Here is a 16,191-nt window from a genome sequence, read left to right as displayed (position 1 = left end):
GCTTTTCCCGTTGTCCGCCATGTCCTGTCGCTCACTCGCCGATCGCATCGACGCCCTGCTGCCCCAGACGCAATGCACCAAGTGCGGCTACGACGGCTGCCTGCCGTATGCCGAGGCCATCGCCGCCGGGGCCGCTCCGATCAACCGCTGCCCGCCGGGCGGCGACGAAGGCATCGCCGCCCTGGCGGCGCTGCTGGAGACCCCCGCCCTGCCGCTGGACGCCAGCCGCGGCGAGCCCGGTCCGCTGCTGGTGGCCCGCATCGACGAGGCGCACTGCATCGGCTGTACGCTGTGCATCCAGGCCTGTCCGGTCGACGCCATCGTCGGCGCCAACAAGCACATGCACACCGTGCTGCCCGACTGGTGCACCGGATGCGACCTGTGCGTGGCGCCGTGTCCGGTGGATTGCATCGAGATGGTCCCCGCCGGCCGCGCCTGGAGCGCCGCTGACGCCGCCGCCGGCCGCCAGCGCCATCGCCACCACCAGGCGCGCATGGAGCGGCTGGCGGCCGACAACGCCCGCCTGATGGCGCCCGAGCCCGCCGCCGCGCCGGCGCCCGCCGCCCCTTCCGATGACGCGCAAGGCGAAGACCGCAAGCGCGCCGCCATTGAATCCGCGCTGGCCCGTGCCCGCGCCCGCCGCAACGCCCCGCGCCCATGAACGCCGCCAAACGCCGAGAGATCTTCGCCCGCCTGCAAGCCGCCAATCCGCAGCCCACCACCGAACTCGAATACGACACGCCCTTCCAGCTGCTGATCGCGGTGCTGCTGTCGGCGCAGGCCACCGATAAGTCGGTGAACATCGCCACGCGCAAGTTCTTCCCGCGTTACGGCACCCCGCAGGCGCTGCTGGCGCTGGGCGAGGAAGGCCTGTCCGATTACATCAAGACCATCGGCCTGTACCGCACCAAGGCCAAGAACGCCATCGCCACCTGCCGCATCCTGATCGAACAGCATGGCGGCGAAGTGCCGCAGACCCGTGAAGCGCTGGAAGCGCTGCCCGGCGTCGGTCGCAAGACCGCCAACGTGGTGCTGAACACGGCCTTCGGCCAGCCCACCATGGCGGTCGACACGCACATTTTCCGGGTCTCGAACCGCACCGGCCTGGCGCCCGGCAAGAACGTGCTGGAAGTCGAACTGAAGCTGGAGAAATTCGTGCCGCGCGAGTATCTGCAGGACGCGCATCACTGGCTGATCCTGCACGGCCGTTATGTGTGCGTGGCGCGCAAGCCGAAATGCCCGCAATGCGGCATTTCGGATCTCTGTGAATTCAAAGCCAAAACTCCCGCCTGAGATCCGCGCCGCCCGCGCGGCGGATTCGCGCGGAAAGTTCGTTCGCGCATGGGCAAATCCGGGTTTTTCCCGATGATTGCAACGATGACGGATTGATGACGGTCAATACGGATTTGCTGCAACGCATTGCATGAGGATATAGGGTTTTCGCCCAGTAGCCATGCGAATTGTCCGCTATCCGACAATTCACCTTTCCGCACCGCAAAACCTATGACAAACCCTCATGGAATTTTGATTCGGAGGTGCGCATACTCGCCGGCAACTCTTATAGAAAACCGTGGCATCGCCATGATTTTCCTTACCCCGCGGGGGGCCCTGCGAATAACGCCGGGCAGGGTCCAAATAAATACAACGCCGGTGCAGCGGACATGGACGACACGATCCTGGAGACAAAAGGCCTCACCAAGGAATTCCGCGGTTTTGTCGCGGTCAATGGGGTCGATTTGCGTATCAAGCGAGGCGAGATTCATGCCTTGATCGGGCCGAACGGCGCGGGCAAGACCACATGCTTCAACCTGCTGACCAAGTTTCTCTCTCCCACCTCGGGAACCATCAAGTTCAATGGCATCGACATCACCGGTGAGCGCCCGGCGCAGATCGCGCGGCGCGGGGTGATCCGCTCGTTCCAGATTTCGGCGGTGTTCCCGCACCTGACCGTGCTCGAGAACGTGCGCATCGGCCTGCAGCGCAAGACCGGGCTGTCGTTCCATTTCTGGCAGAGCACCAGGCGCCTGGCCGCGCTGGACGAGCCGGCCCGCGCCCTGCTCGACCAGGTCGACCTCGGCGCCTTCGCCAACGAGACCACGGTGAACCTGCCGTACGGCCGCAAGCGCGCGCTCGAGATCGCCACCACGCTGGCGATGGAACCGGAGCTGATGCTGCTGGACGAACCCACGCAGGGCATGGGCCACGAAGACGTGGACCGCGTCACGCAGCTGATCAAGCGCGTGAGCGCCGGCCGCACCATCCTGATGGTGGAACACAACATGAACGTGGTGTCCTCGATCGCCAACACCATCACCGTGCTGGCGCGCGGCGCGGTGCTGGCCGAGGGCAACTACGCCGAAGTGTCCCGCCATCCCGCCGTGATGCAGGCCTACATGGGCACCACCGACGGCGAACTCCAAGGAGCGCACGCATGAGTACCCCGGCACTGGAAATCTCGGGCCTGCAGGCCTGGTACGGGGAATCGCATATCCTGCACGGCGTGGATATGCGCGTGGGGCAAGGCGAGGTCGTCACGCTGCTGGGCCGCAACGGCGCCGGCCGTACCACCACGCTGCGGGCCATCCTGGGCCTGACCGGTTCCCGCAAGGGTTCCGTGCGCATCCACGGCACCGAGGCCATCGACCTGCCGACCTACAAGATCGCCCATCTGGGCGTGGGCTATTGCCCCGAGGAACGCGGCATCTTCGCCAGCCTGTCGTGCGAGGAGAACCTGCTGCTGCCGCCCGTGGTGGGCTCGCTCGGCGGCGGCATGTCGCTGGCCGAAATCTACGACATGTTCCCCAACCTGCAGGAACGCCGGCATTCGCCCGGCACGCGCCTGTCGGGCGGTGAACAACAGATGCTGGCGGTGGCGCGCATCCTGCGCACCGGCGCCAACCTGCTGCTGCTGGACGAGATCTCCGAAGGCCTGGCGCCGGTCATCGTGCAGGCGCTGGCCCGCATGATCACCGCGCTCAAGCAGCGTGGCTACACCATCGTCATGGTGGAACAGAATTTCCGCTTCGCGGCGCCGCTGGCCGATCGCTTCTACGTCATGGAGCACGGCCAGATCGTCGAGCATTTCGAAGCCGCCGAACTTTCAGAAAAACAGGACACGCTCAACGAATTGCTGGGCGTCTGAATAACCTGTCATCCGCCGGGTTCCCGGCATCCCATACACCAAAGGGAAGAGGAGTCATCCCATGAAGCTGCACACCATCACTGCTGCACTGGCCATGGCGGGCCTGGGATTCGCCGGGGCGACCGCCCAGGCACAAGGCATCTCCGACGATGTCATCCGCATCGGCTTCATCACCGACATGTCCGGCGTGTATTCCGACATCGATGGCAAGGCGGGCCTGGAAGCGGTCCGCATGGCGATCGAGGACTTCGGCGGCAACGTCAACGGCAAGAAGATCGAGGTGCTGTCGGCGGACCACCAGAACAAGGCCGACGTGGCCTCGGCCCGCGCGCGCGAATGGTTCGACCAGCAGAAGGTCGACGTCATCATCGCCGGCACCAACTCGGCCACCAGCCTGGCCATGGCGGCCGTGGCCGCCGAGAAGAAGAAACCCTTCATCGCCATCGGCGCGGGCGCTTCGGACCTGACCAATGCCCAATGTTCGCCGTACACCGTGCACTACGCCTATGACACGGTCGCGCTGGCGCGCGGCACCGGTTCGGCGGTGGTGAAGGATGGCGGCAAGAGCTGGTTCTTCCTGACCGCCGACTACGCCTTCGGCCACGCCCTCGAACGCGACACCATGGCCGTGGTCAAGGCCGCCGGCGGCGAGATCAAGGGCCAGGTGCGCGCTCCGCTGGGCGCCTCCGACTTCTCGTCGTTCCTGCTGCAGGCGCAGTCGTCCAAGGCGCAGATCCTGGGCATGGCCAATGCCGGTGGCGACACCATCAACACCATCAAGGCCGCCAACGAATTCGGCGTCACCAAGACCATGAAGATGGCCGGCCTGCTGGTGTTCATCAACGACGTGCACTCGCTGGGCCTGGAAGCCACCAAGGGCATGTACCTGACCGACGGCTGGTACTGGGATCAATCCGACGCCTCGCGCGCCTGGTCCAAGAAGTTCGAAGCCAAGGTCGGCCGCAAGCCGTCCATGCTGCAGGCGGGCGATTACTCGTCCGTCACGTTCTACCTGAACGGCGTGAAGGCCACCGGCACCGACGATGCCGACACCCTCATGAAGTGGATGAAGTCGAACAAGATCAACGACTTCTTCACCCAGGGTGGCTATGTGCGCGAAGACGGCCGCATGATCCACGACATGTACCTGATGCAGGTGAAGACGCCGGCCGAATCCAAGGGCCCGTGGGACTACTACAAGGTCGTGGCCACGCTGCCGGGTGACGAGGTCTACACCAAGCTGTCCGAGTCGACCTGCAAGCTGGTCAAGAAGTAATTCCCGTCGATGCGACCCATTGATGCGACCTGGCCCGCGCGGCCGGGTCGCATCCTGAATTTGCCCGCTTCCCTTCGTACGCGCAGGATTTTTACAAGATGACTGATATTTTCGGCATCCCCATACAGGCCTTGTTCGGCCAGTTGCTGCTGGGACTGGTCAACGGTTCGTTCTACGCCATGCTGTCGCTCGGCCTGGCGGTTATCTTCGGACTGCTGAACGTCATCAACTTCGCGCACGGCGCGCTCTACATGCTGGGCGCCTTCCTGGCCTGGATGGGGCTGTCGTACCTGGGGTTGAATTACTGGGTCATGCTGATCCTGGCGCCGCTGGTGGTCGGATTGTTCGGCATCATCATCGAAAAGCTGTTGCTCAAGCACCTGTACAAGCTCGACCACCTCTACGGGCTGCTGCTGACCTTCGGTTTGACGCTGCTGATCGAAGGCCTGTTCCGCAGCTTCTACGGCGTGTCGGGGCAGCCCTACCCCACGCCCGACGCCCTGCGCGGCGCCACCAACCTGGGCTTCATGGTGCTGCCCAACTACCGCGGCTGGGTGGTGGCGGCATCGGTGGTGGTGTGCCTGGCGACCTGGTTCGTGATCGAACGCACGCGGCTTGGCGCCCTGCTGCGCGCCGGCACCGAGAACCCGCGCCTGGTCGAGGCCTTCGGCGTCAACGTGCCGCGCATGATCACGCTGACCTACGGCTTCGGCGTGGCGCTGGCCGGCTTCGCCGGCGTGCTGGCGGCGCCGGTGCTGCAGATCTCCCCGCTGATGGGGTCCAACCTCATCATCGTGGTGTTCGCGGTGGTCGTGATCGGCGGCATGGGGTCCATCATGGGCGCCATCGTCACCGGCCTGGGCCTGGGCGTGATCGAAGGCCTGACCAAGGTGTTCTGGCCCGAGGCGTCCAGCACGGTCGTCTTCATCATCATGGCCATTGTCCTGTTGCTCCGCCCGGCCGGGCTGTTCGGAAAAGAGAAATGAATCGTCAATTCCTGGGCTATGCGGTCCTGGCCGTCGTGGTGGCCATACTTCCTTTCGTCGGGGTGTATCCGATCTTCGCCATGAAGATCATGTGCTATGCCCTGTTCGCCTGCGCCTTCAACCTGCTGCTGGGCTTTACCGGCCTGCTGTCGTTCGGCCACGCCGCCTTCCTGGGCAGCGCCGCCTACGCGGCCGGCCACGCGCTCAAGGTATGGGGCGTGCCGACCGAGATCGGCCTGCTGTTCGGCGTTGCCGTGGCCGCGCTGCTGGGCCTGGCGATGGGCGCGCTGGCGATCCGCCGCAGCGGCATCTACTTCGCCATGATCACGCTGGCGCTGGCGCAGATGGTGTTCTTCTTCTTCCTGCAGGCCAAGTTCACCGGCGGCGAGGACGGCCTGCAGAGCGTGCCGCGCGGCACGCTGCTGGGCGTCATCGACCTGTCCAAGGACCTGAACCTGTACTACCTGGTGATGGGCGTGTTCATCATCGGCTACTTCATCATCTGGCGCACGGTGCATTCGCCGTTCGGCCAGGTGCTGCAGGCGCTGCGCGAGAACGAGCCGCGCGCGATCTCGCTGGGCTACGACGTCGATCGCTTCAAGCTGCTGGCCTTCGTGCTGTCGGCCGCCATCGCCGGCCTGGCGGGCGCCACCAAGACGCTGGTGTTCGTGTCCGCGACCCTGTCGGACGCGACCTGGCAGATGTCGGGCCTGGTGATCCTGATGACGCTGATCGGCGGGCTCGGCACGCTGACCGGGCCTATCCTCGGCGCGTTCATCGTGGTGCTGCTGGAAAACAAGGTCGGCGACTTCGGCCAGATGATGGCCAGCCTGACCGGCGTGGACTGGTTCCTGCGCCTGGGCGAATCGGTGACCATCGTGATCGGCCTGATCTTCGTGATCTGCGTGCTGGCGTTCCGCCGCGGCATCGTCGGCGAGATCGGGGCGCTGATCGAGAAGCGGCGCGCGGCGCGCGCCTGATCCGCGCGGCCGCCGGCCGCATCGCCTGCCTGACCTTCGGGGCCGCTGCACGCGGCCCCGATTGCATGGCGCCTTTACAATGACCGGCACGCAATCAGAAAGGTGCTCCATCATGCGCATGAAGCCTTTGCTCGCCGGCGTCCTGGCCCTGTCCGCCGCCCTGCTCGCGCCCGCCGCGGCCCACGCCGCCAAGCCGGTCTGCGAAGTCGACCGCCCGGTCCGCTTCAGCGGCCTGAACTGGGAATCCAACCTGGTGCTGGCCGGCATCGAACGCTACGTGATGGAACACGGCTACGGCTGCAAGACCAGCGTCGAGATCGGCGAGACGCTGCCCATGCTGGCTGCCCTGCAGCGCGGCGACGTCGACGTCACGCCCGAGGTGTGGCCGGGGCAGATCGAGGTGGCCTGGAAAAAGGCGCTGGCCAGCGGTCGGGTGCAGGGCCTGGGGCACGTCTACGACGCCGGCGAAGGCTGGTACGTGCCGCGTTACACCGTGCAGCGCCATCCCGAGCTGAAATCGGCGGCGGACCTGGCGCGCTTCAAGGAAGTCTTCGCCGACCCCGAGGATCCCGGCCGCGGCCGCATCTACGGCTGCCCGGCCGGCTGGGCCTGCGGCACGCTGAACGACAACCTGTTGCGCGCCCTGGGCCTGGAGCGCGACTACAGCCTGTTCGCGCCCGGTTCCGGCGCCGCGCAGAAGGCCGCCATCCTGTCGGCCTACAAGCGCAAGCGCGACATCGTCTTCTACTACTGGACGCCCACCGCGCTGGTCGGCGCGCTCGATCTGGTCAAGCTGGAACTGCCGGCCTTCGACCAGACTGCCTATACCTGCCTGACCGATCCCAAGTGCGCCAAGCCCGTGGCCACCGAATTCAAGCCCAACCCCGTGGTCACCGGTGTCAACAGCGCCTTCGCCAAGGAGGCGCCGCAGTTGGCCGCGTTCCTGGCCAAGCTGACCATTCCCAGCGACGCCATCGACGCCACGCTCGGTTGGCTCGAGAACGAAGGCAAGGAACCCGAGGAGGCGGCGCGCTACTTCCTCAAGCAGTACGGACCGGTCTGGCGGCAGTGGATGCCGGCCGATGCGGCCGAACGGGTGCAGGCGGCGCTCGACAAGGAGTGAGGCGGTCCGCGCCTCATGTATCCTGACGTTTCGGCGCCGAGATGCGCCAACCTGACACCGAAGGAAACCACCATGGACGCCTTGTTCTGGCACAACGGTCACTGGACCACCGAAAACCCCAAACTGCTCGGCCCCGCCGACCACGCCTTCTGGATGGCCAGCATGGTCTTCGACGGCGCGCGCGCGTTCCGCGGCCTGACGCCCGACCTGGACCTGCACTGCCAGCGCGTGGTGCGCTCGGCCGAAAAGATGCTGATGAAGCCGCAGATCAGCTGGCAGGAAATCCAGGCGCTGTGCCTGCAGGCGGTGGCCAAGTTCCCCGAAGGCAGCGAGCTCTACATCAAGCCGATGTTCTTCTGCGCCGACGGCTTCCTGCTGCCGGATGCCGACAAGACCCTGTTCGTGCTGCACGTGTTCAAGGTGCCGATGCCGGGCGACCAGGGCTTTGCCGCCTGCTTCTCCAGCTTCGCGCGTTCCTGGCCCAACATGGCGCCGACCGACGCCAAGGCCTCGTGCCTTTACCCCAATGGCCAGCGCGCCATCCGCGAGGCGATGGACAAGGGCTTCGACAACGCCATCATGCTGGACGGCGCCGGCAACGTCGCCGAGTTCGCTTCCAGCAACCTGTGGATCGCCAAGGACGGCGTGGTTTCGACCCCGGTGGACAACGGCACCTTCCTGAACGGCATCACGCGTCGCCGCGTGCTGGCGCTGCTCAAGGCCGACGGCGTGGAAGTCCAGGAACGCAGCCTGACGCGCGCCGACATCGAGGCCGCCGACGAAGTGTTCTCGTCCGGCAACTACGGCAAGGTGGTGCACGTGAACCGCGTCGAAGACCGCAAGCTGGAATACGGCCCGCTGGCGCGCCGCGCCCACAAGCTGTACATGGACTACGCCGAAAGCACCCGCAAGCAGTAGGCGCCCCGCGGCGCCACGGAACGCGCCGCCCCGTCCGGGACGGCGCCGCATGACAAGGACACCCCGCAAGGACACCCCCCGCATGCAATCCCGACGCGAATTCCTGCGCGGCGGCGCCGCGATCGCCGGCGCCGGCAGCGCCCTGGCGCTGCTGCCCGCCTCCATCCGCCGCGCGCTGGCGATTCCCGCCAACCGCAGCAAGGGCACGATCGAGGACGTCGAGCACATCGTCATCTTCATGCAGGAAAACCGTTCGTTCGACCATTACTTCGGCGGCCTCGCCGGGGTGCGCGGCTTCGGCGACCGCTTTCCCATCCCGGTGCCCGCCAGTCCCGACTTCGAACGCCGCACGGTCTGGGCGCAGTACAACGGCCGTCCCGATGCCGGCGCGCCCCGCAGCGTGCTGCCGTTCCGGCTCGACACCGGCGCGGCCTACGAGGCCATGCGCGTGGCCAGCACGCCGCACACCTGGTCCAACGCCCAGGACGCCTGGGACGCCGGCCGCATGGGCCAATGGCCGGCCGCCAAGAAGAACCATTCGATGGCGTACTACACCGAGGCCGACATGCCGTTCCAGTACGCCATGGCGCGCGCCTTCACCGTGTGCGACGCCTACCACTGCTCGTTCACCGGCGGCACCAATACGAATCGGCTGTTCCTCTGGAGCGGCACCAACGACGGCCTGGGGCGCGGCCACGGGCCGGCGCTGGGCAACACCTACAACAAGCTGGGCGGCGGCGATCCAGCCGGCGCCTACACCTGGACCACCTATCCCGAACGCCTCGAGCGCGCCGGCATCCGCTGGCGCATCTACCAGGACATGGCGGACAACTACTCGCTCAACCCGACCGCGGGCTTCAAGGCCTACCGCGACGCTTACCACGGCGTGCCGGGCTCGCTGGCCGCGCTCAAGGACAAGGCGTTGACCACCCGCGGCCTGGACCAGCTGCGCCAGGACGTGCTCGATGGCACCTTGCCGCAGGTGTCGTGGATCTGCGCCACCAAGGCCGGCTCCGAGCATCCCAGCCCCTCCAGCCCGGCGCAGGGCGCGGACTACACGGCAAGGGTGCTGGACGCGCTGACCGCCAATCCCGAGGTCTGGAGCAAGACCGTCCTCTTGCTGATGTTCGACGAGAACGACGGCTTCTTCGACCACATGCCGCCGCCCGCCCCGCCCTCGCGCGGCCCGGACGGCCGGCTGGCGGGCGCGTCCACCGTGGACACCGCCGGCGAATACCACGAGATCGTCACCGGCGCCGAAAAGGACGATACGGCCGCCCACCTGCACGGCGTCTACGGCCTGGGGCCGCGCGTGCCGATGTACGTGCTGTCGCCCTGGACCAAGGGCGGCTGGGTCAACTCCGAAGTGTTCGACCACACCTCGGTGCTGCGCTTCGTCGAGCGCCGCTTCGGCGTCGCCGAACCCAACATCTCGCCGTGGCGCCGCGCGGTCTGCGGCGACCTGACGTCGATCTTCGATTTCGCCACTCCCGATGGCGCCAACCTGACGCGCGGCCTGCCGGCCACCGCCACGCGCGCGGCGCGGGCCGCCGCGCTGCCGGGCACCATCACCCCGCCCGCGCCCGAACGGCCGGCCCTGGCGCGGCAGGCGGCCGGCACGCGGCCGTCGCGGCCGCTGCCGTATGCCTTGTCGGCGCGGGACCGCGTGGCGGATGAACGCATCATGCTGCGTTTCGACAATACCGGCAGTGCCGGCGCCGTGCTGCACGTCTACGACCGCCAGCGGCTGGAAGACGGCCCGCGCCGCTACACAGTCGAAGCCGGCAAGCACCTGGAGGATGGCTGGCAGGTGACGGGCGACGACGGCCGCTACGATCTGTGGATACTGGGCCCGAACGGCTTTCACCGCCACCTTGCCGGCCGGCTGCGCGCCGATCCCGCGCCCCTGGCGGTCGAAGCCGCCTGCGATGCCGCCGGCCCGACGCTGCGGCTGAAGATCCACAACCCCGGCGGGCTGGCGCGCGGCTTCCAGGTCGAGGCCAACGCCTATGGCCATGCCGGCCACCACGAGCCGGCGCTGGCGCCCGGCCTGGGCGCCACCCTGGCCTGGGACCTGGCCGCCAGCGGCGGCTGGTACGACTTCAGCGTGCGCGCCGACGACGCGCCCGGCTTCATCCGCCGCTTCGCCGGACGCGTCGAGACCGGCGCGCCTTCCATCTCCGACCCCGCGATGGGCGAAGAATTGATCCTGCAATGGACGCCACCCGCATGAAACCGCCCGCCCCCTACCAGGACGCCGTGACCTTCCAATTCGGCGACTCGCCCGAACTGGCCGACGAACTGCTGGCGTTGGTGCTGTCGGGCGCCAAGACCGCCACCTGCGGCGCGCTGCGCGATTTCAACGAGAAGGAGCCGGTGCCCGAGCCGGGCCGGCGCGACGTGGTGCTGGACGGCCGCGGCCGTCCGGCCTGCGCCATCGAGACGATCAGCATCGTGATCCAGCGTTTCGACGAGGTGGACGAGGCCTTCGCCCTGGCCGAGGGCGAGGGGCCCTACGACGTCTGGCGATCCGGACACATCGATTACTTCGACCGCAATGGCGGCTACGCGCCGGACATGCTGCTGGTGTGCGAGCGCTTCCGCATGGTCGAAGTGTTCAAGCGCGAGGCGGACTGAAGCGCCCGCCTCGCGGCGTGGATCAGGCTTCGGCCTGCTCCGCGCCCTTGCCCAGGCCGAGATAGCTCTCGATCACCTTGGGATCGCCAGCCAGCTCGCGCGCCGGACCGTGCAGGATGACTTCGCCGGTCTCGAGCACGTAGCCGTAGTCGGCCACCTGCAGCGCCGCGCGCGCATTCTGTTCCACCAGCAGGATCGCCACGCCGGTCTCGCGCAGGCGCGCGATGATGTGGAAGATCTCGCGCACGATGCGCGGCGCCAGGCCCAGGCTGGGTTCGTCCAGCATCAGCAGCGCCGGCTTGGCCATCAGCGCGCGGCCGACCGCCAGCATCTGGCGCTCGCCGCCCGAGAGCGTGCCGGCCTGCTGGGCGCGGCGTTCGCGCAGGCGCGGGAACAGGTCGAAGACTTCGTTGAGCGTGTCGCGCCAGCCGCTTTCGCGGGCGCGGTAGCGGCGGAAACCGCCCAGCAGCAGGTTGTCTTCGACCGACATGCTGCCGAACAGCTCGCGCCGCTCGGGCACCAGCGACATGCCGGCGGCGACGCGGCGCTCGACCGGCCAGCTCGACACATCGGTGCCCGCGTACTGCACGGAGCCGGCCGCGTGGCCGGTCTGCGGCAGCGATCCCATCATGGCGTTCAGCATGGTCGACTTGCCGGCGCCGTTGGCGCCGATCACCGTGACGATGCTGCCGGCCGGAACCGTCAGCGTGGCGCCGGCCAGCGCGCCGACCTTGCCATAGCGGGCCGACAGGTTGCTGACTTCGAGAACAGGCTTGGACGTCGTCATTGCACGCCTCCCGCGGACACCGGCTTGGCCTGGTCGGCTTCCGGCAGGTCATCGTCGATGCCGCCCAGGTAGGCTTCCAGCACCGCCGGGTTCTGTTGCACCTCGGCCGGCACGCCTTCGGCCAGCTTGGTGCCGAAATCCATCACCACCAGGTGGTTGGTCAGGCGCATCACAAAATCCATGTCGTGTTCAACCAGCAGGATGCTCATGCCCTCGGCGCGCAGCTGTTCCAGCACGCGAGCCAGGTCCTGCTTTTCCTTGTAGCGCAGGCCGGCGGCCGGCTCGTCCAGCAACAGCAGCACCGGATCGCTGGCCAGGGCCCGCGCGATTTCCAGGATGCGTTGCTGGCCCAGCGCCAGGTTGCCCGCTTGTTCGTACAGGTATTCGCCCAGGCCGACGCGCTTGATCTGCTCGGCGGCCTCATGCAGCAGTTGCGCTTCGCGCGCGCGGTCGGTGTGCAGGGCGCCCGCCCACACGCCCACGTCGGAACGCAGGTGCGCGCCCAGCGCGACGTTTTCCAGCACCGTCATGCCCGGCAGCAGCTGCACGTGCTGGAAGGTGCGGCCCACGCCCAGCTTGGCGATCTCGCGCGCCGAACGGCTGTCGATGCGCTCGCCCATGAACGTGACCTGGCCGCGCGTCACCGGCAGCACGCCGCTGATCAGGTTGAAGGTGGTGCTCTTGCCGGCGCCGTTGGGGCCGATCAGGCCCATGATCTCGCCGGAGCGGACCTTGAAGCTGATGTCGTTGACGGCGACCAGGCCTCCGAATTCCTTGCGGATGGCATCCACCTCCAGCACCACTTGACCGGCCTGCGGCCGCGCGCGCAGCGGCAGCGCCGGCGCCGGCTTGGGCGGAGCCAGGTTGCGGCGCGAGCCGTCGGCGCCGGTGAGGCTGCCCCACCAGCCCGCCAGGATCGGCCAGAGGCCGTTGCGGGCGTATTGCAGCATCAGGATCAGCAGCACGCCGAAGACGATCATCTCGAAGTTGGCGTTGGTGTCCAGCAGCTTGGGCAGCAGGTTCTGCAGCTGGTCCTTGAGCACCAGGATGACGCTGGAGCCGAGCAGCGCGCCCCAGACGTAGCCGGCGCCGCCGACCACGGCCATGAACAGGTACTCGATGCCGTAGTTGATGCCGAACGGGCTGGGGCTGACGGCGCGTTGCATGTGCGCGTAGAGCCAGCCCGAGACGCAGGCCAGCAGCGCCGCCCAGACGAAGATCACGACCTTGTAGGCGGCCGTGTTCACGCCCATCGACTCGGCCATGCCGGCGCCGCTCTTGAGCGCGCGGATGGCGCGGCCCGGACGCGAGTTCAGCAGGTTGCGGGTGGCCCACAGCGCCAGCAGCACGAACACCCAGATCAGGTAGTAGATGTGGCGGCCGCTGGCCAGCGACATGCCGAAGATGCTGATGGGCTCGATGCCGGCGATGCCGTCATGCTTGCCCAGCCAGTCGAGGTTGCCGAACAGGAAGTACAGCGACAGGCCCCAGGCGATGGTGCCCAGCGGCAGGTAGTGGCCCGACAGGCGCAGCGTGATCGCGCCCAGCAGGTACGCCACCACGGCGGTCAGGATCAGGCCGGCGGGCAGCGCCAGCCACGGCGACACATCGTATTGCGTGGTCAGGTAGGCGGTGGTGTACGCGCCCAGGCCGACGAACGCGGCCTGGCCGAACGAGGTCAGGCCGCCGACGCCGGTCAGCAGCACCAGCCCCAGCACCACCAGGCTGGCCAGCCCGATGTAGTTCAATTGCGTCACCCAGAACTCGGGCGTGACCGGCAGCAGCGGCAGCCCCGCCAGGACGACGATGAAGACGACAAGCAGAATGCGGTTCATGGCGTTTACTCCTCTTCGTCCACGTGATGGGTGCTGAACGAACGCCAGACCAGAACCGGGATAATCAAGGTGAAGACGATCACTTCCTTGTAGGCGCTGGCCCAGAAGGACGAGAACGATTCCAGCACGCCCACCAGCAGCGAGCCGGCGGCCGCCACGGGGTAGCTGGCCAGGCCGCCGATGATGGCGCCGACGAAGCCCTTCAGGCCGATCAGGAAGCCCGTGTCGTAGTAGACCGTGGTGATGGGCGCGATCAGCATGCCGGACATGGCGCCGATGGCGGTGGCCAGCGTGAAGGTCAGGCTGCCCGACATGGTGGTGCTGATGCCCACCAGGCGCGCCCCGCGGCGGTTGACGGCGGTGGCGCGCAGCGCGCGGCCGTACAGCGTCTTGCCGAAGAACAGCCACAGCGCGATGATCAGCAGCGCGCAGGTCGCGACCACGAACAGGCTCTGCGCCGACCAGGTGGTGAAGCCCAGGTCGACCTGGCCGCTCACGAACGCGGGCGTGCGCCAGCCTTCGGCGCCGAAGAACACCAGGGCCAGGCCGGTCAACGCGAAGTGCACCGCGACCGACACGATCAGCAGCACCAGCACGGTGGCCTCGGCCAGCGGCTGGTAGACGATGCGATAGACCATCGGGCCCATCGGGATCACCAGCAGCAGCGTCAACAGCATGTTGAGCCACAGGGAATTGCCGGCGGCGGTGTAGGTGACCGTCAGCCACAGCAGCGCGAGCGGCAGGACGAGACAGGTCAACACGGCCTTGGGCAGGCCTGCCGCGCTGCGGGTCCGCAGCGCGCGCAGCAGTTCAAGCGCCAGGCACACGACGCCCAGCAGCGGAAGGAGATAGGCGGTGCCGGGCACCTTGCCGTCCACCAGCATCGCGAGCGTCAGGGCGCCGAACGCCACGAACTCGCCCTGGGGAATGAAAATGACGCGCGTAACGGCGAACACCAGCACCAGCGCCATGCCCAGCAGGGCATAGATGGCGCCGTTGACGATACCGTCTTGCAGCAGAATCAGCGCAATTGAGGAATCCATCTAACAACCTTATTGATTCTTGGTGTTCCGACCCCGCCCGGAACACTGATACGACACACCGGCCGGAGAGGCCGGTGCGAAGCATTGCTCGGGCACCCTTGCAGGCGCCCGTGGATCGGGCAATCCGGGGGAATTACAGGCCGGGCTGGTAGACCCACTTGCCGCCTTCGACCTTGACGATGACGCGCGAACGCTCATCGAAACCGGCGTGGTCGGTCGGCGACATGTTGAACACGCCTTGCGACGCGGCCAGGTCCTTGACGTTCTCCAGGGCGTCGCGCATGGCGGCGCGGAATTCCGGCGTGCCGGGCTTGGCGCCGGTCTTCAAGGCGGCCGGCAGCGCGGCCACGACCAGTTGGCCGGCATCCCACATGTGGCCGCCGAAGGTGTTGGTCGAGCCGGCGCCATTGGCCTTCTCGTAGGTCTCGACGTAGGCCAGGGCCGACTTCTTGACCGGGTTGCTGTCGGGCAGCTGGGCCGCGACCAGCAGCGGGCCGGCGGGCAGGTACATGCCGTCGCAGTCCTTGCCGCAGACACGCAGCACGTCGTTGTTGGCGGCGCCGTGGGTCTGGTAGATGGTGCCGCCGTAGTTGCGGGCCTTCAATTCCTTTTGCGGCAGCGCGGACGGGGTTCCGGCGCCGGCGATCAGGATGGCGTCGGGCTTGGCGCCGATCAGCTTGAGCACCTGGCCCGTCACGCTGGTGTCGGTGCGGCTGTACTTCTCGATGGAGACGATCTCGATGCCCTTGGCCTTGGCGGCCTTCTGCATCACGTCCAGCCAGCCGTCGCCATAGGCGTCGGCAAAGCCGATGAAGCCCAGCGTCTTGACCTTGGACTTGGACATGGCGTCGGCCAGCGCGCCGGCCATCAGGGCGTCGTTCTGCGGGGTCTTGAAGACCCAGCGGCGCTTGTCGTCCACGGGTTCGACGATCTTGGCGCTGGCGGCCACGCTGATCATCGGCACCTTGGCTTCGGCAGCCACGTCCACCATGGCCAGCGAGCCCGGCGTGACCGACGTGCCGATCAGCACGTCGACCTTGTCGTCGGACGCCAGCTTGCGCGAGTTCTTGACGGCTTGCGTCGTGTCGGTGGCATCGTCCAGGACGATCCATTCGATCTTCTGGCCGGCCACTTCCTTGGGCAGCAGCGCAACCGTATTGCGCTCGGGGATGCCGAGCGACGCGGCGGGACCGGTGCTGGACACCGTGACGCCCACCTTGACCTGGGCGCTGGCCAGCAGCGGCAGGGTCAGGGCAACGGCGGCGGCGGCCGCGGACAAGCCGAAGTGCTTGCGCATGTTTTGTCTCCTGTGGTGGCTCTGTTATGCCCCGGTCGAGGCGGAAGCGAGCCTAGTTAAAGTTATACAGAAAAAAATATTATAGGGTTAAAACAGTATCAAATGACTTCGCGCAACTACGGTAAATCCCTGATGTGCTACGGAAACCATGTTTCAGCAAACGCATT

General features: G+C 67.2%; 15 protein-coding genes. 11 read left to right on the top strand and 4 right to left on the bottom strand.

Annotation, left to right across the window (positions count from 1 at the left end; genetic code table 11):
• Positions 1–19 precede the first annotated feature (19 nt).
• The 11 genes from rsxB to ACVN9Z_RS13670 all read left to right on the top strand — a co-directional run bounded on the left by rsxB (position 20) and on the right by ACVN9Z_RS13670 (position 11,062).
• Complete coding sequence (gene rsxB, locus ACVN9Z_RS13720; RefSeq protein ID WP_024068095.1) at positions 20–661, top strand: electron transport complex subunit RsxB; 642 nt, start codon at positions 20–22, stop codon at positions 659–661.
• Positions 658–1,293 (top strand): endonuclease III, encoded by a 636-nt coding sequence (gene nth / locus ACVN9Z_RS13715; RefSeq protein WP_020924716.1) that lies wholly within the window; start codon positions 658–660, stop codon positions 1,291–1,293. Before rsxB ends, nth begins: the two co-directional genes overlap by 4 nt.
• Positions 1,294–1,661: 368 nt before the next feature.
• The gene (locus ACVN9Z_RS13710) at positions 1,662–2,435 is read left to right on the top strand and encodes an ABC transporter ATP-binding protein (RefSeq protein WP_006389259.1); all 774 of its coding nucleotides are present in this window, start codon (positions 1,662–1,664) and stop codon (positions 2,433–2,435) included.
• Complete coding sequence (locus tag ACVN9Z_RS13705) at positions 2,432–3,142, top strand: ABC transporter ATP-binding protein (protein ID WP_006389258.1); 711 nt, start codon at positions 2,432–2,434, stop codon at positions 3,140–3,142. The genes ACVN9Z_RS13710 and ACVN9Z_RS13705 overlap by 4 nt, the downstream gene beginning before the upstream one ends.
• A 61-nt stretch (positions 3,143–3,203) precedes the next feature.
• Complete coding sequence (locus ACVN9Z_RS13700; protein WP_006389257.1) at positions 3,204–4,418, top strand: ABC transporter substrate-binding protein; 1,215 nt, start codon at positions 3,204–3,206, stop codon at positions 4,416–4,418.
• Positions 4,419–4,516: 98 nt separating this feature from the next.
• Positions 4,517–5,404, top strand: a complete 888-nt coding sequence (locus ACVN9Z_RS13695) for a branched-chain amino acid ABC transporter permease (protein WP_006389256.1) — start codon at positions 4,517–4,519, stop codon at positions 5,402–5,404.
• On the top strand, positions 5,401–6,384 hold the full coding sequence (locus tag ACVN9Z_RS13690) for a branched-chain amino acid ABC transporter permease (protein WP_241135898.1): 984 nt from the start codon (positions 5,401–5,403) through the stop codon (positions 6,382–6,384). The genes ACVN9Z_RS13695 and ACVN9Z_RS13690 overlap by 4 nt, the downstream gene beginning before the upstream one ends.
• Before the next feature lie 112 nt (positions 6,385–6,496).
• The gene (locus tag ACVN9Z_RS13685) at positions 6,497–7,507 is read left to right on the top strand and encodes an ABC transporter substrate-binding protein (protein WP_346507022.1); all 1,011 of its coding nucleotides are present in this window, start codon (positions 6,497–6,499) and stop codon (positions 7,505–7,507) included.
• A 72-nt stretch (positions 7,508–7,579) separates the two neighbouring features.
• On the top strand, positions 7,580–8,425 hold the full coding sequence (locus ACVN9Z_RS13680; protein ID WP_006389253.1) for a branched-chain amino acid aminotransferase: 846 nt from the start codon (positions 7,580–7,582) through the stop codon (positions 8,423–8,425).
• Positions 8,426–8,507: 82 nt separating this feature from the next.
• Positions 8,508–10,658, top strand: coding sequence for a phosphocholine-specific phospholipase C (locus ACVN9Z_RS13675; protein WP_458213472.1), 2,151 nt, complete (start codon positions 8,508–8,510; stop codon positions 10,656–10,658).
• Positions 10,655–11,062 carry an ASCH domain-containing protein gene (locus ACVN9Z_RS13670; protein WP_458213471.1) on the top strand — a complete coding sequence of 136 codons (408 nt, stop codon included), beginning with the start codon at positions 10,655–10,657 and terminating at the stop codon, positions 11,060–11,062. Before ACVN9Z_RS13675 ends, ACVN9Z_RS13670 begins: the two co-directional genes overlap by 4 nt.
• Before the next feature lie 22 nt (positions 11,063–11,084).
• Here the strand turns inward: ACVN9Z_RS13670 and ACVN9Z_RS13665 are convergent, their stop codons facing one another.
• The 4 genes from ACVN9Z_RS13665 to ACVN9Z_RS13650 all read right to left on the bottom strand — a co-directional run bounded on the left by ACVN9Z_RS13665 (position 11,085) and on the right by ACVN9Z_RS13650 (position 16,024).
• A complete protein-coding gene (locus ACVN9Z_RS13665) occupies positions 11,085–11,849 on the bottom strand; it encodes an ABC transporter ATP-binding protein (RefSeq protein ID WP_006389249.1) in 765 nt (254 codons plus the stop codon).
• Positions 11,846–13,684, bottom strand: coding sequence for a branched-chain amino acid ABC transporter ATP-binding protein/permease (locus ACVN9Z_RS13660; RefSeq protein ID WP_068981509.1), 1,839 nt, complete (start codon positions 13,682–13,684; stop codon positions 11,846–11,848). The genes ACVN9Z_RS13665 and ACVN9Z_RS13660 overlap by 4 nt, the downstream gene beginning before the upstream one ends.
• Before the next feature lie 5 nt (positions 13,685–13,689).
• Positions 13,690–14,727 (bottom strand): branched-chain amino acid ABC transporter permease, encoded by a 1,038-nt coding sequence (locus tag ACVN9Z_RS13655; protein ID WP_020924722.1) that lies wholly within the window; start codon positions 14,725–14,727, stop codon positions 13,690–13,692.
• 133 nt (positions 14,728–14,860) lie between these two features.
• Entirely contained in the window at positions 14,861–16,024 is a 1,164-nt protein-coding gene (locus ACVN9Z_RS13650) for an ABC transporter substrate-binding protein (protein WP_006389246.1), read from the bottom strand.
• Positions 16,025–16,191 lie beyond the last annotated feature (167 nt).

This window comes from Achromobacter sp. KK8, from assembly GCF_054188005.1.
This window is presented reverse-complemented; position numbering and strand designations above follow the sequence as displayed.